Source organism: Cyclobacterium lianum (genome assembly GCF_900143075.1).
In the GTDB taxonomy this organism is placed as follows: Bacteria; Bacteroidota; Bacteroidia; order Cytophagales; family Cyclobacteriaceae; genus Cyclobacterium; species Cyclobacterium lianum.
Genome location: NZ_FRCY01000010.1, coordinates 154,278 through 175,178 on the forward strand (window position 1 = coordinate 154,278; position 20,901 = coordinate 175,178).

Genomic DNA, 20,901 nt, shown 5'->3' on the forward strand with positions numbered 1-20,901 from the left:
TTCACGCATTCCTGACGGTTTTTTTACTTAGAGGTGAACTTAATCGAAAAGGGGAGATAAATGCAATTTCCGGGAATTGATTCTACTTTCTGCTGAGCGCTGTGTTGGCTTCAAAAAACCGTTGTCGCGATCTGAGTTTCGGCAACGGTTTTAATCTACTACCAAACATATAAAATCGATACGAAAGCCATCAGCAATTCACAGGAAATGGATCAATTAGTCAATAAGCTATAATGACCTGGATGATGTACCACAAAAATCAGGGAAATATGCATTCGAGTCTGCCGAATCTTTCGGTTTCCTTCTGGAGAAGTTTTAAAACTGCTCCAGAATCTCCTTTAATTTTCCCAAATCCTCATACCGGTCCACATCGTTCAGGGTTTCCAGCAGCCCGCAGGACAAGCCATCACTCTGGGCATTTTTAAGGGTTGCCTCAAATACTGACGACGTGCTCCATGCAATCCCCTGAAACAGACCGGGGAAATACTTCCTCATTCCAAGCAGATAGTAGCCACCGTCCCTGGCCGGACCGATGACGATATCCTTTTTGTCAAGTGAACTATAAGCCTGGTATAAGTGCTTGCTCTCCAGCTCCAGGCAATCCGTGCCGATCACCAGAACCTGTTCAAAGCCTTTTTTAAAAACCTCCTGAAACGCTCTGGACATCCTCTCACCCAGATCAATTCCCTGCTGTTTTTGGAACCAATACCCAAGTTTTGGATACTCCTCTGTGGTAATGGGCCCCTGATAATAGACAAAAATAACCGCATTTAAGGCCTGGACCTGCCGGTGGGTGTGCCTGACCAGACAAGCGTAGATATTGGCCGCTTTTGATGCTCCGATTGTTGCCGCTAATCTTGTTTTAACCTTTCCGGGTTCAGGATATTTTTGAAATACAATAATGGCTTTTTTCAACTAATGATAATTTGATTTATACATGCGAGATAGGCATCCTGATGAGGCCGGTCGGACAGTAATCTTTGACCATCAGAATAATCATTGCCCTTTATGTGAAAATGATAACGATCGTTTCGATTTCATAAAGGTATTAAATTAACCAAAAAATTTAGGCAATAAAAAACCGGGGTCATTGACCACCGGCATTTTATCCATTAATTAAACCCAAAAATAGATTGCAGTCAATCTATACTCTTTAACCGGCATGGTTGGCTCCCCGAGTACCCCGGTTCATCATTCGTTTGCCCGGTTGTCTGTGACCTTGCTTTATCCTTTGGCGGCCTTCCTGCCGCATTGCTTCCCATTTTTCCTGCTGTTCCGGAGTAAGGATTTCGTTAATTTTTGTCGCATGGGCTTCTCGTTCGGCTTTCATTTCCTCCCTTCTGCTAGCCATAGCGGCTTTCCTTTCCTCCATTTCATTTTTCCTTTTCAGGGCCTGTTCCAGGTGAGCGGCATATATGGCCTTCTTTTGCTCCTCATCGAGCTCGAGTTTTTCGGCCATTCTTTCAGTCATCTTTTCGGCCATGGCTTCCGGGGACCAATCCCTGTCAGGCTCCCGCTGCGCATTTACCTGAACGAGCGTAATCAGCATCAGCGCGGTAATCATTAGTAGCTTTTTCATTTGCTGTATAACAATTGGTTTATATGGCTTAGACCGGCGCAGCGGTTCAGGGTTTAATGGCAGCAATGTTAACATTTGTTAAAAGCCGTTTATTTTTTGCTGGTCTCCACCAATTTTTCCCGGTCTTTAGGTTTCACATAGGTCGGGCGTATCAGTAAGCGAAGGGAAGGGTCAAAGGACAGGTAATTCCAGGCCCAATCCAAAAAGATAAAAATCCTGTTTTTCACCCCTACGATAGCCATTAGGTGGACAAAGAGCCAGGTCAACCATGCCATGATCCCCTGAAACTTCAGAAAAGGCAATTCTACTACAGCCAGGCGGCGACCCACAGTTGCCATGCTGCCCAGATCTCTGTAGGCAAAGGGATTTGGACTTCTGCCTTTAGATTTCAGGATAAAGTTTTTGGCAAGATTGGTGGCCTGCTGTATGGCTACCTGAGCTACTTGCGGATGTCCCTTCGGGAAGGAGTCGGTTTGTTGAAGGCACAGATCTCCCAAAGCATATATATTGTCACTTCCCACCAGTTTGTTTTGCCGGTCTACCAGTAGACGGCCGTTTTTGAAGATTTGGTTTTCCAGCAAGCCCTCAATGCCATTGGGCTTGATTCCGGCAGCCCATAGCAGTGTTTGCGTTTTTACCACGGTATTACCATTGACCGTCACATGTAAGCCATCGTAGTCTTCTACAGCAGTGTCCAACATGACCTCAACCCTGAGTTTTGTCAGGTAGTCTTTGGCCCTTTCTCCCGAGGTAGCAGACATTCCAGGCAAGAGGCGGCCGCCAGCTTCCATCAGGACTACCTTCATGTTGTTAAAATTGAGCTGAGGATAATCCTTAGGAAAAACCTTATTGCGCAATTCAGCCATCGCCCCGGCCAGCTCCACCCCCGTAGGGCCCCCGCCGACGATTACCACGTTCATCAGGGCTTTTCTTTCTTCCAGATCTGGTATATTGATGGCACGCTCGTAATTGGAAATAATTTTATTTCGGATAAACAGCGCCTCAGAAACAGATTTCATGGGAATGCTGTTTTCCATTATGTTCAATTGACCAAAGTAATTGGTGTCTGCGCCCATGGCCAGTACCAAATAATCATAGTTCAGAAAACCGATATTTGTGTAAACCCGGTTTTGATTCTGGTCGATTTTCTTTGCCTCGGCCAGTCTGAAGGTCACGTTTGGCGTGTTGTGAAAAATTTTTCTTAGCGGAAAAGAAATGGCACTGGGTTCCAGTCCGGCCGTTGCTACCTGGTAGAATAGGGGCTGAAACTGATGGTAGTTGTTTTTATCCAGCAGAATTACCTGAAAAGGCTTGTTTTTCAGAATCCTGGCCAGCTTCAGTCCGGCAAATCCTGCACCAATAACAACTATTCTTGGAAAAGGTAAATCCGGGAGATTCGGTATGGGATCGTGCATGGGTCTGCGCATTACATCAAACACTTTTCTTTAACGAAACAATTGGTTTAAGGTTTTAGTAATCGGTGAAAAATATTGGTTTTCCGGGAATGATGCTTTGTTTGCAGGATTGGTAGTCGGTATTCAAATTTTTAATTATTTTTACAAACCTGAAATAAAAAAATATATGGGAAGAGCATTTGAATTTAGGAAAGAAAGAAAATTCAAAAGATGGAGCAAGATGTCCAAGGTCTTTACCCGCCTGGGTAAAGAAATTGTAATGGCAGTAAAAGCAGGTGGCCCTGATCCTGGCAACAATGCCAAACTTCGGACTGTGATTCAAAATGCCAAGGGCGCATCCATGCCGAAAGATCGTATAGAGGCAGCCATTGCAAGAGCAAGCAACAAGGATGAAAAGGACTACGAAGAAGTCGTATATGAAGGATATGGGCCGCATGGTATCGCGGTGATCGCGGAGACCTCGACAGATAATATCAACAGGACAGTGGCCAACATCCGGCATTATTTTACGAAAGCCGGCGGATCACTTGGCACTACGGGTTCTGTAAGTTTTATGTTTGAGAGAAAAGCTGTCTTTCGTTTCACGAAGGGTGATTGGGATTTGGAAGAGCTGGAGCTCGACCTGATTGATTTTGGGCTGGATGACATTGATGAGAATGAAGGAGAGATATTTGTATACACAGCTTTCGAAGATTTCGGCAATATGCAAAAAGCTCTGGAGGATAAGGGCATTGAAATCATCAGTGCTGACATGCAGCGGTTTCCCATGTCCACTACAGAAGTGACACCAGAACAGGAAGAGGATATCAATAAAATGATTGAGCGGATGGAGGAAGATGACGACGTGAACCAGGTGTACCACAACATGGCCTGATACCAAATATTTTCAACTTTAATTCATCAAATGGCATTTCCCAAAAGAAAAAACCTTCAGGACCAGAAAAGGCAAAAATTGGTTATCGTAGGAAGTAAAAATCCCGTAAAAATCAAAAGTACGGAAAACGCATTTCAATCCATCTTTGAGGATTATTTTATCGTACAGGGACTCGATGCTGACCCAAATGTGAGTTCCCAGCCGGTAGGAGATGTAGAAACCTATACCGGAGCATACAATCGTGCCAATGAATCCAAAAAAGCTTTTCCTGAAGCTGATTACTGGGTGGGAATAGAAGGAGGAGTAGATGAAGTAGGAGAACAGATGGTAGCCTTTGCCTGGATGGTAGTGATGGACGCCAGCAGTAAAATAGGAAAGGCAAAAACAGCCACCTTCTTTTTGCCGGAAGCATTATCGAAATTGATACGCGAAGGCATGGAACTGGGGGAGGCAGATGATCAGGTCTTCAACAGGACCAATTCAAAACAAAACAGTGGTGCAGTTGGAATATTGACCAATGGTATCGTGAACCGGATGGAATATTACCAGCAAGGGGTAACCCTTGCCCTTATTCCTTTTGCCAACGCCCACATCTATTGATATCTCTATGACTGATAGATGGAATCTATTGGAATTTGGAAATAATAGTTAGTACCTTTGCAGCTTATTTTAAACCAAACAGTATATGCTACAGGAATTAGAATCAGATAATTTAGCTCACATCATTCAGGAAAATGAAAAAGTGGTGGTTCAATATGGAGCTACCTGGTGCGGCAACTGCAGAATAATGAAGCCAAAGATGAAGCGTCTGAGCAAAAGTTTTGAGGACATTACCTTTTTGTACGTGGATGCCGAAAAACTGCCTGAATCCAGAAAACTCGCTCAGGTAAACAATTTGCCGACTTTTGCGGTTTTCAGAAATGGTTCGGTTGTAAATCAGGTGCAAACAAACAAAGAAGAAGTACTAAAAACATTGATCGATGAGATTACCGATAATTAAGCACGTCTTGCAATTCATTGAGGAAAATGATGAAGATTGGGTGGTGGAAACCATTGAATTGCTGGAATCCATGACGGAAATAAGCACACTCAAGGATGAAGAGCTGGATGTAATGGGGGAGTTGTTGTCCAATCTATACGGTACGCTTGAGGTAAATCAAATGATTAAAGAAGGAACTGATAAAAAAGAGGCCATGAATACCTTTATGAAAAGGGTGGTAGGTTCTATTGATAATTGAATGCACTTTGAAAAAGTAGAAAAGTTGTTTATCACCCAAAAATGAATCTACTGACGCGAAGTGTGGGGTATGTCCATTGTGGCATACCTTTTTTTTTATGGTACTACCTGCTTCAAAAAGTCTCTCAGAGCAGTTTTCCAGTCCGGGTCTGCATCCCAGGATTCTCCTATGTAGAGTTCGTTTCTTACCAAAAATCGAATATAGTATTTTACCACTATCCGATCCGGGTTTTCGAGGCCCTGAAGCGGAACCCCCATACTTTCCATTAAATCGGCCTCTCTGCCTTCCTGCTTCATCAGGATAAACTGAATTCCTTCTCCAATCAATTCCTGGTTGCTTTTTGCCTCGGTCAGGAAGACGACTTCATAGGGATAAATTTCTGAAAATATAGTTTCCAGCCCTGTTCTTTCCGCACTTTGTTCTGCGGCTACCTGGGCTTCAGGTTTGCCATATATATCATGCCTGAATGTGGTCAGAAAGTCTTCATTTCCGGAAGCTCCGGTCAATAAAATCCCCAATTTAAACGCGTCGAGGTTTAACGGTGCCCTGGGAATATAGGCAGTTGATGCGGTACCAGATTCCAAACCGGGGACGGGTGGGTATTCGGGTACTTCCAGCACCAGTAAATTTTCACTCCTCTTCCCACTGCCTATGGAGGCCAATTCAGTCTTCAGTGCGTCCAGATCCGATGAAGTAGCCGTCCAGTTGGCTCCCGGAGCAATGATATTTGCATTTCCTGAAAAGGGGTAAATATGGCTGTAAAAGCTGCCGTCATTTTTCCGGATCAGCAGTACTATATTTTTCACCAGGCGCTGACTAAAGTAGGCAGCATATGCACGTTTGATGGCACCTGATAAAATGACCTCCTCCAGCTCATAATATGCTATGGGATCTCCTCCCCCCGCTGTAAGGGCGGGATGAATCTCTTCCGCCAGCACTTTCCAGTCCATTGCAGGCGCTGCCATACCAGAGGCGGAAATCAGGACAACCGATTTTCCGTTTAAAAAGAAATCTACAGTGGTTGATTGGCCAAAACTTTGCAGGGAGAAAAGCATGATCAAACCTGACAGGCAAAGATATTTCATAGGCAAAACCGCATCCACACGTTAAAGTTTAGTATTTTCACGAATATACGCAAGACCCAGTAAAATCTTTTGGTATGAAAACGATAGTAGCTTTCATTTTATTATTTTTTTGCTTTGAAGCCCAGGAAGTATGGAGTCAAAGAATTGACAAGCAGACACTCATCGAAGACATTCGCTATTTGGCTTCCGATGAGCTTCAGGGAAGGGCCGCAATGAGTGAAGGAAATATAAAAGCGGGTGATTTTCTTGCCTCAAGGTTTGATTCATTGGGTTTAAGAAGTCAATTTCCCGGATATACAGAAAAATTTAACCTGGAAAGGGGCAACGGGACAAAGGGAAAAGGCACGAATATCATCGGGTTTATCCCCGGATCATCATCTGATCAGATCCTACTCATCATGGCCCACTATGACCATTTGGGAATGAAAGGTGACGTGATCTACAATGGCGCCGATGACAATGCATCCGGGACGGCCGCTTTATTGGGTATGGCGGCGTACTTAACAGAAAATCCACCCCGACATTCTGTAATGCTTGTCGCCACAGATGCGGAGGAATTGGGCCTTCTTGGGGCCAGGGCACTTGTCAATGATTTCCCTTTTCCACTTGAGCAGATTAAAGTTGTCATCAATATGGACATGATCAGCCGCAGCGATGACAATACACTCTATGCAGTAGGGACGAGGTTTTATCCCCAATTCAGGGATTATCTTTTGCAGGCCGCTGCAAAATCCCCAATCCGTTTGGTGCTCGGAAATGACGGTGGCCCTGGGGAAAAGGATTGGAGCAGAGCTTCAGACCACGGCCCCTTTCACGAAAGACAGGTACCATTCATTTATTTCGGGGTAGATGATCACAGGGATTACCACCAGCCTACCGATACGTTTGAAAATATTCAGCAGGAATTCTACCTGCAGGCGGCTGAACTGGTATTGGAGACTATTGTCGGTATTGACCAAAGCATTCCCTGACCCTATCGAATCAGGTAAGAAATGCCAAAGTTTGCCACAAAGGTATTCTGATCCAGCCCGGGCACGAAATAAATATCCGGATGGTTTTCCAGATACCACTTGTAATTCAGTGTATTTACATATTGAAAATGTCCGGACACCAGTAGATTATTGATCCGCCATTCAGCTATCAATGAGGGTACTATGTCTACGTATTTTCTTCGCCAATCTTTGATTTCTTCAAAACGCTTGTAATAGAAATCATTGTTATGGTTGATGTATTCCAATTGGAAGCCCAGGCGATTAAAATTTTTGACCCAGGAGGCATCCAGGGAAATTACATTGCTGCCGGGCCCATATCCAAATCCCAGCACCTGCCCTTTGTGCGTATAACCGTGCCGGACATGAGGGTGGGTGTACCAGCTATTTCTTGACAGGATTACCTCTCTTACCGTTTGACCTGTCTGGGTCATTTCCATTCCAAGCTGGAAAAACTCATTTTCCTTTTTTAAGGGAATCAAATTGGTAAATCCAAAGGTGAATGCGCGGTTTTTATCTGGATCGATAAGAAAGTCTGCCAGACTTCTGCTGTTGCCGTTGGAGCCATATTCCCCATAAAATTCAAAATGCCCGGTCGCATCCATCCATCTGAAAAAACCACTACTCAATTGGTTTCTCTTGTCAACTGAGGGCCTGGAGAGGCTTTCCGGACCCTTCTCTCCATTGAATACGGGCAAATAATCTGACAGCCCATCCATGTCTGAATGGTACATTTGAGATACTGAACTGAACCCAAGAAAGAGTCCAGGCAACCACTTGGGTTGGTAAGTCAATACCAATCCTGATAGATACCGCCAATCTTCATCGTCTCTTTTGGGTACATATAAGGGGGTACTCGCGTAGACGTAATTGTGATGGGGAGGTTCAAAACCGGAGGATTGCAATTTTCCTGCGATCAATTGGCCCTCAAACCCACCGATAACCGTTTGTAGAGGCCTCCTGGTATTCAGTGTGAGATGGAGGAAGCCGGGAGCATTATTGCTCATTAAAAGAGATGCTCTTCTGCCTGGTCCCCACCACAGATTTTCGTTAGATATGCCCAGAGAAAACTCGCGTATGTTCAGCCGGACGCTGGACTGCCCCAGGCTCAGTCTGGTGTAGGGAGAGCCGCCAAACCGCTCAGGGATATCTGCCGTATTGAGCCATTCGTAATATTGCAGCCAGGTACTGCCCCAGTGGTCTAATGGAAAGCCCTGAAAATCGCGATTCCTGGCATGAAGTACTTCGGGTTGAAACTGAATGCTCAGCGGGCCATATTCAAAAAAAACTCCGGCATTGAAAAGGTATTGCATGCCCCTGTTGGGAATCATGGGGCCATCATTGATTCCAAAAGCGTACTCTCCATTGTATTGTCCCCTAAACATCAGTGGAAGTATCTGAAATCTGCCTTTATTGTCCGCGGTGCTAAAATTGAAATCTGACAGGTCTTCATCGGTAAATGATTCATCCAGATCCAGTCCATTGGAGGTGCCAAATACCTCTGAAGGATACAGGGGCCTGATCATAAAGCTGCTTTCCGGGGAAAGATTTCCCAGAAGTTGTTGCCTGCGCATGTAATCTCCATATACCGGTAAATTGAGGCTAACACTTTGGCCCGATGCGTCTGTTGCCAAACCCACACAACAGGCCAAACCGAGGAAGCAGATCAGGAAATAGGGTGAAAGGTATCTTTTGCTCATAATTTCTCAATTTAGCGTCATGGTGCTTACCCGAATTCTTGCAATAGACCAGCTTTCATCGCATACGGGATCAGCCGCATTCTCCTGCTTAAGTTCATCTCCACAGACTATTGCCAGGCTGTTTGCTGAATGGCTGATGATTCTGGTGATTTGGTAATGGCTGGTCCACCCATTGCTGTTCTGGTATTGGCAGCGCCCGGGAAGATCGCTGCGCACAGCTCCGGTCTTGGGTTCATAAAATCTCGGAAAATTATTCGGAAAAGACTGATAAAGGCAATAGGTGGATTCACAGGGGCTATTGGAGAATGTTGTTCTCAGAACCTGTTGTCCATCCAGGTTCATGTACCAAAAATCCGGACCGCCTACATTGTCCGGATTGCCGTCCCAGCTATCGTGAAGCAATAAGTCTATGGTGACTTTTATGGTATTGTGTTCCGGAAGATCCGGCAAATTCAAAGCTATCTCTTCATTGTGGAAATATCCCAATACCGTATCCCCGTTGAAATCAAATAATCTCCCTTTTTCGAAATACAGGAGGTCAGATTGTGAAAAATCATTGTCGTACACTTTTACCTCCTCCAGCAGACTGGTCTCACAGGAAAAACACCAGACAGCAAGAATGATGAGAAATATCGGGTGCGTTTTTTTTGCGGTTGAAAACGATGACATCAGGGGTATTTTTACGGAAAATATAGGATGTAAAGCATTGGTGAGGGGAGTTGATTTTTTTTGGGGCTAATCTCCTGACCTCCTGATGTAGCCCGAGACACATCAGTTTGCCATTTACAAAGTAGGGAAATTAATATTTCTATCGATATTTTCATTTAAAACAGCTAGAGTGGGACCGGATACCATAATAAGATGCATCATCGGTGTTGATTTGCAAATTAACGAAATCTTATCCAAATACTGCATCGGTTGAGCTGATTTAATCCAGAATATAGTTTCTCTTCACACGCATACCAATGCCCGTTAGCAGTTCATAGGGAATGGCACCTATTTGGGCTGCCAGGTATTGTAAAGAAGGCCCCTTCCCAAAAAGAATCACCTCATCGCCTTCTTTTACCTGCAACCCGGATACATCTACCATGCACATATCCATACATATATTTCCGATCGTCCAGGCTTTTTTACCCCGGACCATTACGAATGCGTTGCCGTTTCCGAATCGCCTGTCATAGCCATCGGCATACCCAATGGCCAGTATGGCAATTTCTCCGTCCTGCTGCATCCTTCCCTGGCGTCCGTACCCTATGCTTTCTCCTTTTCGAACTTTTTTTACCTGCGAAACAACCGTTTTTAAAGTTGCCACTGCTTCGAGTTTGTTCTGCTCCAGTTGATTGACTTCTACTCCGTGCAGGCCGATACCCAGCCGGACCATATCAAATGCCTGATCAGGGAAACGCACGATTCCGGCCGAATTCAGCGCATGCCTTATCGGGCGGGCAGGCAGCCTGTTCATGATGCTATCGCTGAGCTCCCTGAAACGGGTAAGCTGGGTCAGCGTAAATTCCTCGTGAATGGCTTCATCAGCGCCTGCCAAATGGGTAAAAATTCCCTTTATTTTGATCTGCGGATGCTGCTCTAAATGGGTCAGCAGATCTTTCAGATCTTCTTCCGCCATACCCAATCTCCTCATTCCTGTATCCAGTTCCAAATGAATAGGCAGTTCCTCAGACTGATTTAGGGCGAGTGAGGACAGACCCTCTAAACTACGGAGGCTGTAAATGACTGGCTCAAGCTTGTATTCCTGAATCAAATCAAGATAACGGGTATCAGGATTCATGACCATCACCGGTAAGGTTACCCCCTTTTGCCTGAGGTATACACCCTCATCAATATATGCCACCGCGAGGTAGTCAGCACCGATCTGTTGCAGGTGATTTGCTATCTCTGCAGCGCCGCCGCCATATGCAAATGCTTTTACCATGACCATGATTTTGATGTCAGGGGAGAGCAGGGTTTTGTAAAAGTTAAAATTGTGGCGAAGGGCGTTCAGGTTGATTTCCAGAACGGTCTCATGCACCTCCGCTTCAAGCAGGCGGATGATGTCCTCAAATTGGAATTTTCTGGCGCCCTTTACCAAAATAAGATCCCTATCCAGGTTAAGCTTCTCAATTCCTGCAAGCACTTCGGAGTTACCAGAAAAAAAGAGGCATTGTGGGGAAAAAAAATTTTTGTAACGCAGAAAGAGCTGGCCTACCCCCACCAATAAGTCGATTTGGTAGTGTGACACCAGGCCTGAAATTTTTTGAGCCATAAGTTCCTCATTACCCTCCTGCACCATCTCGGAGAGTATCAATATTTTTCGACCGGAGGGTGTTCTTTGCTGGCTCATAAACTCCAGAGCAATTTCCAATCCGGCCAAATCATTGTTGTAGCTGTCATCAATCAGCAGGCATTGCCTGATACCGGATTTTAAGGTCAATCTCATATCAACTGCGTGAAGCAGTTTTACCCCAGCCTGTATTTTTTCGGGTTTTAGGCCCAGCACCATGCTGCAAACGATTACATGACGAATGTTTTCAAGCGAGGCAGGATCATCGAATGCCGTAGCAAAGGTATAGGTCCGGAGGTCAGGCGCGATCATTAATATCCTGGCACCCTTTTTTTCCTTCTTAACAGAAAGGGTATAATCCGCTCCGGGTACATCGGACCAACTGACCAATCTATCACTGTCAAAGGTTTTTTCAAGAAAGTGCTGTACAAGCGCATGGTCTTTCCGGTAAATCAGGAATCTCACGTTGGCAAATAGCCTGCATTTTTCCCTGATTTTTGTTTCCAGGTTTTCAAAATTTTCATCGTGAGCACTGCCGATATTGGTAAATATTCCTATTTCCGGCTCAATGATCTTTTTCAATCGATCCATTTCTCCCGGTTTGGAAATGCCCGCCTCGAGCAAAGCCACCTGGTGTACTGACTGGATCCCTAAGGCAGACAGGGCCACCCCAATCTGACTGTTATAACTTTTCGGACTTTTATAGACTTTTACATCCTGCCCTAAAACCTGTGCCAGCCATTCTTTTACGATCGTTTTGCCATTGCTCCCGGTAATGCCTATCACCGGTCCATCAAACTGGAACCGATTTGCCTTTGCCAGCTCCTGCAGTGCATCCAGCGGATTTTCTGTCCATAGGATGTTGGAATCATCCAAGTGTGGCACGTTTGATTTGGCTTTGAGTGGAAGGATAAAATTCCTGACCTTTAGGCTGTGCGCTATTTTCGCAAAATCAGCACCATTTTGCCGGGAACCATCCAATGCAACAAACAGGGCCGTAGCTCCACTTTGAATCTTTCTGGTATCAATTTCTATCTTGTCGATTAATCCTTTTTCTGAGAATTCCTGGTTTCCACCCGAATAATTGGAAGAAAAAGCGCTGAAATCGATTGGTTGAATCATCCTGTCCCTGTTTTGTTGTTTCCCCAGGTAAATGTATCACTATTGTACCTGAAATTAGCATTGCCTGATACAATATCCGCACCAGACCCTAGCAGAAAGAGATGTCGCAATAATCCCGCAACATTTTACAACGTTTGTTTCAGGGCAAAAAAATTTGTATTTTTATAACATTATTACAAAAAACCAGGTTACTAAAATCCAATATCGGAAAGACAAAATGAATTCGCAAAATATTATATTGAAGACTTGTTTAAAATGCGCTTTTGCGGGGCTATTATTTTGTTTTTTACTGATGGGCGATCTTTATGGGCAAACCGAACAGGATGTAGAATTTAAAGTACCTGAGAAAACCGAGAAGCCATACCATCCCTCCCATACAGAAAAAGAATTCGAAAAAGTTGAATCAGGCTCACTTTCCGGATACGCGCTGAAGAGAGCCGGAGACTCGCGGGGCGACAAAAAGAAATACACCGATCATTCAGAGAAATCCGATTGGTCAGAAGAAGAAACAGCTGAAGAAGTGTCTACCCTATCGTTCAATATTTTTTTATATGTTCTGGATCGGTTCAAGGAAGACTGATCTGTAATAAGGGGCTACTTGTCGGAATTTTTTATTATCTTAAGACTGCAATAAGTTTCAGATAATCCGTAAAAAAAAATGAATTTCAGCGCCATCAAAATATTCGTATTCCCGGTATTTTTTTTAATGCTGCTCACAACGGTACAGGCTCAGGAAATTGGCCTTCAGCTCTACAGTCTACGGGAACAGATGAAAGTAGACGTAGATCAATACCACAAAATAATCAACCAATGGGGTATCAAGTACATCGAAGGGGGGAATACCTATGGAATGAGCGATCGGAAATACAAGCAGCTGCTTGATAAATATGATTTGCAACTCATTAGTGTGGGGGGGTCATTTGAAGAGATGCGCGACAATCCACAAGCTGTAATAGAAAAAGCGAAATTTTTTGGTGCAAAGTATATTGTGACATTCTGGATACCTCATACTTCCGGCAATTTTGGTGAAGAGAATGCAAGGGCTGCAGTGGAGGTATTTAATCGTGCCGGCAAATTGGTTAAAGATGCCGGTTTGACTTTCTGCTACCATCCACACGGATATGAGTTCCAGCGCTATGGCCAGGGCACATTATTCGACCTGATAATGGAGAGTGCGGAGCATTTTGATTTTGAAATGGATGTCTTCTGGGTTAAAATGGGAGGGGCTGATCCGCTAGCCATTCTTAAAGCCCACCCGGAGAAATTTCCTTTGCTCCATCTGAAAGACCGGAAAAGAGGAACTCCTGGCAGCGATGACGGCACCGGAGATGTAGAGAGCAATGTGGTTCTGGGAAACGGCGACATCAATGTGGCGGGGATCATCCGGGAAGCCAGGGACGCCGGTACCGAGTTTCTGATCATTGAAGACGAGTCGTCCAGGTCAGTAGCCCAAATCCCTCAGTCGGTTTACTTTATACAAAATGAATTGAACCGGTAATTACCCCCATTAGAGAGGGACCAGGTATAAAAAAAGCCCTGAGTTCGATCAGGGCTTTTTCGGATCTGATTAATCAAAGTACAGGTATTTGATTTTTCCGTCGGCATTCCTTACCCTTACATAGACCTCATCCAGCTTCATGAATTTCAGGTGATAGTTTTTGGAAAACCCTCCCGTATTCCGGACTTCATCAGTAGCTATTCTTTTACCACTTTCATCGAAAATGGTGATTTCTGTACCGGGTTTTTCTACTCCGAGGACCGTTAGCGAAAATGTCCTTTCATCAAGGGGCTTCGCATAGGCCATAAGCTTTTTTTCTACCTTCTTTTTATTTTCAAGCTCGAAATTTACGGTTTCTTCTTTCGTTTTCAGTTTTACCTTATACGCCCCCTCCGGAAGCTTACTGATATTGAAGGGGATGTTGAGTGGTTCTTTGACAATAAAGAGGTTTCTTTCAATCACTTTTCCGGCGGCATTAATAATGGAGACATGTACCCGACCTACCGCTTCAGCGAGATGAATCGTAAATTTTTGCTCGCCTACCTGAATTGAGGTAATTTCCATAAGGCTTTTTTCTGCTGCCAGGCTTCCAAATGCCAGGCTCATTGTCATCAATAGTGTTGCAAGGATTTTCATGGTATGTTTGTGTTTTGTTTGTTTGCGTTTACAGGATACCATACCAAACCTGTACCATGAAAATGGCCTTTTTGCCAAAAAAAATTTTATGAAAAAAATTAATGTAAAGTAAAACCCTGCCTATACCGATTGCCAGGAAGTAATGTGTACGACCAGCGGACACTTTCTAGCAAAAATGTATGGATTCAATACACTTTTTTGCCTTACTTTTGCCCAAAATGCCAGGCCGGTCTAAAATCGTCCCATCGATAATCACTTAAAAAAATATTTCCTGGCGGTTTTCCCTGGAATCAAAAAAGATATTTGTGTACGCTTTCGTACGGAATATTGTCATTATCCGTACAAATTTTCGATGACGATGGAGGCTTGGCTGATCACTCGAATACGAGTCTCTGCAGTTTTCCGGTTCAAAATCAATATTTTAGCCCTTTCTTTTTCCGTTTAAAAGCCCCCTTTTTGCGTTTGTTATTGGTATAAAAGTTATACAGGAAGTTTACTGCGATAAGGGTAACGGTAAGCGGAACAAAAAAGGAAGGTAGCATGGCCTTGATGCCCAAAAGAATAAAGAGCATAGCGATAATACCAATCTTGAAAGAAGTATGGCTTTCTGGATAAATGCCACTGACCAGTATGAGGCTAATGATCTCTACAGCGATTAGCACAATAATCATCCAGGTAAATACTGTCGCAGCAGTATTGCCTGAACCGATATAGTACCAGGCGAGTAGGGCTAATACTGATGCCAGACTCAGGCTATGTAGGGTGGTGTTGATATTCTCTTTCATGATTCAGGGGTTTATTGCTGTTTTGAATATATAATAATTTCATGAAAAGCCAATATATCCAGGCAAAATACCCCTACCCTGATCGGCATGTTCGATATTACATCACAGGTTTTCTTTTATGTAATCGGTCATCATTCGGTACAGGTGCCAGGTTGTGTTTCCTCCGCTGATGCCATGGCTGCGATTTGGGTAGTAGAAGGTGTCAAATTGCTTGTCCGCAGCGATCAAGGCATCTACCAGCTCGACCGAATTCTGAAAGTGCACGTTGTCGTCTCCGGTGCCATGAATGAGTAAAAGCTTTCCTGTCAATTTGCTGACATGAGAGAGCGGACTGTAATCGTCGTAGCCCTCAGGGTTTAATTGTGGGGTTTTAAGGTATCTCTCGGTATAGATCGTATCATAATAGCGCCAACTGGTAACTGGTGCTACGGATATGGCCATTTTAAAGGTCTCGTTACCCAACATAAGTGCCAGAGAAGACATGTATCCACCATAAGACCAACCCCAGATGCCAATTCTGTCGCTATCTACGAAGGGCTCAGCAGCGAGGTATTGGGCTGCAGCGATTTGGTCCTGGGTTTCCAGTTTACCCAACTGCCCATAGGTACTGTGTTTGAAAGCCCTGCCTCTGCCTCCTGTGCCTCTGTTATCCACACAAGCCACCAGGTACCCGGCTGAAGCCAGGTGTTGATGCCACCAATCCCGGGTGCCTCCCCAGGTATTCATGACCTGTTGCGACCCCGGTCCTCCGTATACATATAATAACAGGGGGTAAGTTTTGCCGGGATCAAAGCCAGGGGGTTTGATCAAATAGCCGTTAAGGGATGTGCCGTCCAAAGTTTCAAATGTAAAGAAGGATTTTTCATTGAAGTCGTAGGAGAGGATTTTTTCCTGCAGTTGCTGATTGCCCTCCAGTAGTTTAATTAATTCTCCGGACTCATTATAAAGCGCAGTTTGCGGGGGCAGGTCCACGCTACTATGTGTATCAATAAAGAAACGGTGGTCCGGGCTCATGTTGATGTTGTGCGTACCACTTTCGGGACTGAGCAACATTTTTCTTTTACCGTTGAGCGCAATTGAATAAAAATGGCGTTCCATCGGGGACTGTTCGGTAGAAATGTAATACACCCTGGCTTTCTCAGCATCCACACCTACGAGAGCGGTCACCTCCCATTCCCCTTCAGTAATCTGACTCAGCTGCTCGCCCGCCATATTGTGATGGTAAATGTGTTTGAATCCATCTTTTTCGGAGGTAGTAATAAAGCCGCTCTCATCCGGTAAAAAAATAAAGTTATCGTTAAAGTTGAGATCGACATAAGTGGCCGCTTTTTCTGATAAGATCACCTTTGACTCTCCACTATTTACATCGGAAAAAATAATATCTTTCTGATTCTGAAGTCGGTTTAGCCGCACAATCGCCAGGGTTTGACTGTCATTTGCCCAGTAGATTCTGGGGAGGTACACGTCAGTTTCACTGCCGGTATCCATAACCTGAGTTTGGCTGCTTTCAATATCATATACCCAAATGCTCACCCGGGCATTTTGCTCTCCTGCTTTGGGGTATTTGAAATGGTAATCTTCGGGATATAATTTGCCCCATTTCTGCATGTTAAATTCGGGCACCTCTCGTTCATCAAAACGGATAAAAGCCAGTTTTTTACCATCAGGCGACCATTCAAATGCTTTGGACATGGAAAACTCTTCCTCATATACCCAGTCGGCGGATCCATTGATGATGGCATTTTTTTGACCGTCTGTAGTGACCTGTATTTTTTCTCCGGATCGCAGGTTCTCAAAAAACAAATTGTTGTCTTTGACGAAGGCCACCCTGCGATTGTCCGGCGAAAGACTGGCATAGGAGATTTGTTCACCGTTTTCGAGCTCCCGCATCTCTCCGGTGTTCAGATCCAGCAGGTGGTAGCTGGCCTTGCTGGACCTGCGGTAAATTGGAGTCACCTCAGATGCCAGCAGGGCCATGCTTTCCTCCGGGTTAAAGGCATAGTCGGAAAAGTCAAGGCCTATTTCCCTGCCATCGATCAATACATCAGTCTGCTCTCCGGTTGTCAGGTTGATTTTTACCACCTGTGCGTAGCCTTCGGTCTTCCTCAGAGAGCTGTAAAATTGACCGTCACGCATCCAATTGATTCCCCGAACCAATTGGGGAACAAAGGTTTGTTTCCGGATCACATCATCCAGTCCTATTTTTTGCTTTTCTTGTGCGAAAAGCGAAACCTGAGAGGCGGATAGGAATATGAAAAAAAAGAATACTTTCAACAATGCTTGCATTATTATTTTCTTTTTGAATAAAAGCCAACGGTATAATCACATGGTGTGCATCATGGAGAATAGGTAGTTCCTGCCAGCCTGTGCCTAGACCAATCGCAAAAGTTGCGTACAGGGTATTTGATGGCGTGGATATCCTAAAGGTACTTATCCAGGCTGTACGGGTTGGGTCCAGGCAAGTTGATTGGTCATATTTTCTACCGGATTGGGTTGTGGTTCGGAGGAAGTGATTTTACAGCGCACAAACAGCATGTCATCATCTACCTCATACTCTCCCGAACGGCCCTGAACCGTTTCCAATACCCTGGTTTCCTTTTCTCCCTTCCTACATCCGATAAATTCAAGGGTATAGTCTACCCCTTCCCGGGCTTGTGCGACCACCTGCAAGGTATTGGCCGTGTAGCTGAGTTTTTCCAAGGTTACACCTGTAGAGGCGTAGAAATTACCCGCTTCCATCGCCTCAATCAGCGAAGCAGGGGAAAGGGTATCCGCGCGGACCATGACCCAGCCCCTGCCGGCATTGGCGAGATTTTTTGATTGTTCGTGATAGCTGTGGCTATCGTCAGTAGCCAAACCAAAAAGTAAAGGTTGGTCTTTTTCCAGGTAGGCGATGTTGATAAAATCCCACATTTCCTCATAACCCAACCGGGTGGAGTCTCCAAGGTTATTGACCGAGGGATGTCCGTTGTAGACTTCGAAAAACCGTTCACCTTTTAACCTGACCATATCTTCCAGAGTGATGGCCCACCGGAAGTTGGGGTGATTGATATGGACCATCATCGGCTTTCCTGAGGCTCGCCTTTGTTCCAGCACAGCGTTGATATTGTTTTGTAAAACCTCCACCACGCTTCCTCCCTCCCTGGGTTGAATCAATCGGTCCAGGTTGGTGGCATTTAGGTGCAGGGGTTTGCCATCGTAGCCGGCTGATATCTCTTCAGCAGGCAACATGATGAATCGCCCGGCTTCATGAAAAAGGGGAGCATATTCATCAAAGGTTTTTAGTCTTACCTTCAGCTCTTCGCCCTCTTTCTCGTGCATTACCCAGTCATCGCCATAGGCGTCCAGATACTCCTGAAATGCATTTCGGTAAAGGCTGTCTTTGCGGATGTTGACCCATTTTTCCCCCTCTTGAAAGATGTTGTGGTCGGACAGGGCCACAAAATGGTAGCCATTTTCTTTATACCATTGCATGATTATTTCCGGAAATTCATCTCCATCACTCCAGTAGGAATGCGTGTGCAAGTTGCCCTTATACCAATTTTGTACGGCTTCTCCCTGCGGATCGTTTGGAGAGCAGCTAATAATAATCAGGACAACCAGTGCGGCAGCAATAGCTTTTGCCTTCGCGCCAATTTTTGTTTTGAATTGCTGAAGCATAAGAATTCCGGTTGATTGGAGGGTGAATATATCGAAACCCGGTGGAAATTCAAATCTCCGGCTCCAGCTAATGGGTCCACTTGTAGGTAGGTTGCCCGCATTTTGGTATATTTAGCCTTTCAAGAATAGCGAACCTGTAATATGTCGATCCAACAAAAACTCATCAAATACCTCAACCAAATACTCAAGCATACCCATGATGGCGTCAAAGGGTATAAAGATGCCGCGAGAAATGTTGGAGAAGGGCCACTGAAGGACTTCTTTATTGAAAGGGCAAAAGAAAAAATAGTGTTGAGAGATGGACTTAACGAAGAGATCTACCGATTGGAAGGCAAGCCGTTGGAGGAAGGCAGCTTCCTGGATTTGTTTCAGCGGTCATGGAAGAATTTTAAAACCTCTCTTGATCATGACAATGAAAAGGAAATCGCCAAATACTGTCTGGATGCAGAGAAAAAGGCCACCAAGGAATTTGAGGTATTGCTCCGAAACCCCGAACTGGTTTCAGAGAATTTTTACAACTTGCTGGAAGCACAAAACCAAAAAAACCTTACTGCCATAAAAGCGTTATTAGAAAAAATTAAGGCCTGAAAGCTTATCTCCAGCTATCCTGGTTTTAACCCTGAAAAAAATATATTGAATTTTACTTTTAGAACAGTCAAAACGAAAATAATACTACGACAACCTTATTAATTCACTTGCCTATGAAAAAGCATATTATTTGGCTTATTGCTGTGTTTTTTTGCCAGATCCAAGCCAATGGCCAGACCAACATCGATTTCAGGGAGTTTACCCTGGACAATGGCCTGCACGTAATCATGCACAAAGACAATAGGACACCAATTGTTGTGACCTCAGTAATGTATCATGTAGGGTCTAAAAATGAAGACCCTGACAGGACAGGCTTCGCACATTTCTTTGAGCACCTGCTTTTTGAGGGTTCTGAAAATATCGATAGGGGAGAATATACGAATCTTGTAGAAGGCAATGGCGGTGCCCTCAACGCCTTTACCAGCAATGATGTTACCTACTACTATGAATTGATGCCTTCCAACTACCTGGAACTGGCCTTGTATCTGGAGAGTGAACGCATGCTTCACGCAAAAATCGATGAAGTGGGTCTGGAAACCCAGAGAGAGGTGGTAAAAGAGGAAAAGAGACAACGCTATGACAACCAGCCCTACGGTACAATTCTTCCGGAAACATTGGCCAGGGCCTATACCAGACACCCTTATCAATGGGCACCAATAGGTTCTTTGGACCACCTGAATGCAGCGAGTCTTGACGAGTTCATGCAGTTTTACAAGGACTTCTACGTACCAAACAATGCGATCCTAACCATAGCAGGTGACATTGACTATGAGCAGACAGCTGCCTGGGTAAAAAAGTACTTTTCAGAAATCCCTGAAGGTGAGCATGAAATTTACCGTCCGGAGGTCGAAGAGCCCCGGAAGGAAACGGAAATCAGAGATGTAATTTATGACAATATCCAGATACCAGCCATCATTCAGGCTTACAATCTGCCTCCAAAAAACCATCCGGATGCATATGCGATGGAAATGCTGTCCACCTATCTTACCGGTGGCAAGTCTTCATTGATGACAAAGGAACTTGTCGACAAGCAACAAAAGGCCCTTGTCATTGCCGCCATTCCCCTGGACCTGGAAGATGGAGGAATTTTTATCATGTATGGAATAGCCAATATGGGAGTGGAGCCTGAGGATCTCGAGAATGAAGTTGATCTGCTCATAAGGAAAGTACAGGAGGAGGGCATTTCAGATCAGGATTTTCAGAAACTCCAGAATATTATTGAGAATGACCTGGTAAGTAAGAATTCGTCCATCGAGGGTATTGCCCAGAACCTCGCCGAGTCCAGGTTGTTTTACGGGGATACCGGCTATATCAACAGGGAAATGGAAAAATATGGAGAAGTCACGAAAGCCGACATCCAACGGGTCGCCAGAGAGTACCTTACCTTAGACGGAAGGGTTGTATTGTATTATTTGCCAAAATCCCAACAGACCGCTGCAAGTCAGGAATAATTC

General features: G+C 44.6%; 20 protein-coding genes. 9 read left to right on the plus strand and 11 right to left on the minus strand.

Annotated features, from left to right (window positions below):
* Positions 1–315 precede the first annotated feature (315 nt).
* The 3 genes from BUB19_RS16265 to BUB19_RS16275 all read right to left on the minus strand — a co-directional run bounded on the left by BUB19_RS16265 (position 316) and on the right by BUB19_RS16275 (position 3,006).
* Positions 316–915, minus strand: a complete 600-nt coding sequence (locus BUB19_RS16265) for a TIGR04282 family arsenosugar biosynthesis glycosyltransferase (protein ID WP_073095673.1) — start codon at positions 913–915, stop codon at positions 316–318.
* 238 nt (positions 916–1,153) lie between these two features.
* Positions 1,154–1,579, minus strand: coding sequence for a DUF4890 domain-containing protein (locus BUB19_RS16270; protein WP_073095675.1), 426 nt, complete (start codon positions 1,577–1,579; stop codon positions 1,154–1,156).
* Between the two features lie 89 nt (positions 1,580–1,668).
* A complete protein-coding gene (locus BUB19_RS16275) occupies positions 1,669–3,006 on the minus strand; it encodes an NAD(P)/FAD-dependent oxidoreductase (protein ID WP_073095677.1) in 1,338 nt (445 codons plus the stop codon).
* A 154-nt stretch (positions 3,007–3,160) separates the two neighbouring features.
* On the opposite strand from BUB19_RS16275, the gene BUB19_RS16280 reads away from it, so the two are divergent.
* From BUB19_RS16280 to BUB19_RS16295, 4 genes are all read left to right on the plus strand, one after another.
* Entirely contained in the window at positions 3,161–3,868 is a 708-nt protein-coding gene (locus tag BUB19_RS16280) for a YebC/PmpR family DNA-binding transcriptional regulator (RefSeq protein ID WP_073095771.1), read from the plus strand.
* Between the two features lie 30 nt (positions 3,869–3,898).
* Positions 3,899–4,468, plus strand: a complete 570-nt coding sequence (yjjX, locus tag BUB19_RS16285; RefSeq protein ID WP_073095679.1) for an inosine/xanthosine triphosphatase — start codon at positions 3,899–3,901, stop codon at positions 4,466–4,468.
* 85 nt (positions 4,469–4,553) lie between these two features.
* Positions 4,554–4,868, plus strand: a complete 315-nt coding sequence (locus BUB19_RS16290) for a thioredoxin family protein (protein ID WP_073095681.1) — start codon at positions 4,554–4,556, stop codon at positions 4,866–4,868.
* Positions 4,849–5,106, plus strand: a complete 258-nt coding sequence (locus tag BUB19_RS16295; protein ID WP_073095683.1) for a DUF6952 family protein — start codon at positions 4,849–4,851, stop codon at positions 5,104–5,106. Before BUB19_RS16290 ends, BUB19_RS16295 begins: the two co-directional genes overlap by 20 nt.
* A gap of 95 nt (positions 5,107–5,201) precedes the next feature.
* On the opposite strand, the gene BUB19_RS16300 is transcribed toward BUB19_RS16295, so the two are convergent.
* Positions 5,202–6,191, minus strand: coding sequence for an NTPase (locus tag BUB19_RS16300; protein ID WP_073095685.1), 990 nt, complete (start codon positions 6,189–6,191; stop codon positions 5,202–5,204).
* Between the two features lie 74 nt (positions 6,192–6,265).
* Here BUB19_RS16300 and BUB19_RS16305 point away from each other — a divergent pair, with 74 nt between their 5' ends.
* The gene (locus BUB19_RS16305) at positions 6,266–7,162 is read left to right on the plus strand and encodes a M28 family peptidase (RefSeq protein WP_073095687.1); all 897 of its coding nucleotides are present in this window, start codon (positions 6,266–6,268) and stop codon (positions 7,160–7,162) included.
* Between the two features lie 2 nt (positions 7,163–7,164).
* Here BUB19_RS16305 and BUB19_RS16310 read toward each other — a convergent pair whose 3' ends face one another.
* From BUB19_RS16310 to BUB19_RS16320, 3 genes are all read right to left on the minus strand, one after another.
* The gene (locus tag BUB19_RS16310; protein WP_073095689.1) at positions 7,165–8,880 is read right to left on the minus strand and encodes a capsule assembly Wzi family protein; all 1,716 of its coding nucleotides are present in this window, start codon (positions 8,878–8,880) and stop codon (positions 7,165–7,167) included.
* Between the two features lie 6 nt (positions 8,881–8,886).
* Positions 8,887–9,549: a hypothetical protein gene (locus BUB19_RS16315; RefSeq protein WP_073095691.1), complete on the minus strand. Its 663-nt coding sequence runs from the start codon at positions 9,547–9,549 to the stop codon at positions 8,887–8,889.
* 259 nt (positions 9,550–9,808) lie between these two features.
* The gene (locus BUB19_RS16320; protein WP_245802877.1) at positions 9,809–12,280 is read right to left on the minus strand and encodes a bifunctional UDP-N-acetylmuramoyl-tripeptide:D-alanyl-D-alanine ligase/alanine racemase; all 2,472 of its coding nucleotides are present in this window, start codon (positions 12,278–12,280) and stop codon (positions 9,809–9,811) included.
* A 292-nt stretch (positions 12,281–12,572) separates the two neighbouring features.
* On the opposite strand from BUB19_RS16320, the gene BUB19_RS16325 reads away from it, so the two are divergent.
* Positions 12,573–12,860 carry a hypothetical protein gene (locus BUB19_RS16325; protein ID WP_073095693.1) on the plus strand — a complete coding sequence of 96 codons (288 nt, stop codon included), beginning with the start codon at positions 12,573–12,575 and terminating at the stop codon, positions 12,858–12,860.
* A 78-nt stretch (positions 12,861–12,938) separates the two neighbouring features.
* On the plus strand, positions 12,939–13,778 hold the full coding sequence (locus tag BUB19_RS16330; RefSeq protein WP_073095695.1) for a sugar phosphate isomerase/epimerase family protein: 840 nt from the start codon (positions 12,939–12,941) through the stop codon (positions 13,776–13,778).
* Between the two features lie 69 nt (positions 13,779–13,847).
* Here BUB19_RS16330 and BUB19_RS16335 read toward each other — a convergent pair whose 3' ends face one another.
* The 4 genes from BUB19_RS16335 to BUB19_RS16350 all read right to left on the minus strand — a co-directional run bounded on the left by BUB19_RS16335 (position 13,848) and on the right by BUB19_RS16350 (position 18,859).
* On the minus strand, positions 13,848–14,414 hold the full coding sequence (locus tag BUB19_RS16335; RefSeq protein ID WP_178371514.1) for a DUF3244 domain-containing protein: 567 nt from the start codon (positions 14,412–14,414) through the stop codon (positions 13,848–13,850).
* A gap of 413 nt (positions 14,415–14,827) precedes the next feature.
* The gene (locus tag BUB19_RS16340) at positions 14,828–15,199 is read right to left on the minus strand and encodes a hypothetical protein (RefSeq protein WP_073095699.1); all 372 of its coding nucleotides are present in this window, start codon (positions 15,197–15,199) and stop codon (positions 14,828–14,830) included.
* 102 nt (positions 15,200–15,301) lie between these two features.
* Positions 15,302–17,485: a S9 family peptidase gene (locus BUB19_RS16345; RefSeq protein WP_073095702.1), complete on the minus strand. Its 2,184-nt coding sequence runs from the start codon at positions 17,483–17,485 to the stop codon at positions 15,302–15,304.
* A 144-nt stretch (positions 17,486–17,629) separates the two neighbouring features.
* A complete protein-coding gene (locus BUB19_RS16350) occupies positions 17,630–18,859 on the minus strand; it encodes a CehA/McbA family metallohydrolase domain-containing protein (RefSeq protein WP_073095704.1) in 1,230 nt (409 codons plus the stop codon).
* Between the two features lie 141 nt (positions 18,860–19,000).
* Between BUB19_RS16350 and BUB19_RS16355 the strand changes: the two genes are divergently transcribed.
* Positions 19,001–19,447, plus strand: a complete 447-nt coding sequence (locus BUB19_RS16355) for a PA2169 family four-helix-bundle protein (RefSeq protein WP_073095706.1) — start codon at positions 19,001–19,003, stop codon at positions 19,445–19,447.
* A gap of 113 nt (positions 19,448–19,560) precedes the next feature.
* Entirely contained in the window at positions 19,561–20,898 is a 1,338-nt protein-coding gene (locus tag BUB19_RS16360) for a M16 family metallopeptidase (protein ID WP_073095708.1), read from the plus strand.
* Positions 20,899–20,901 lie beyond the last annotated feature (3 nt).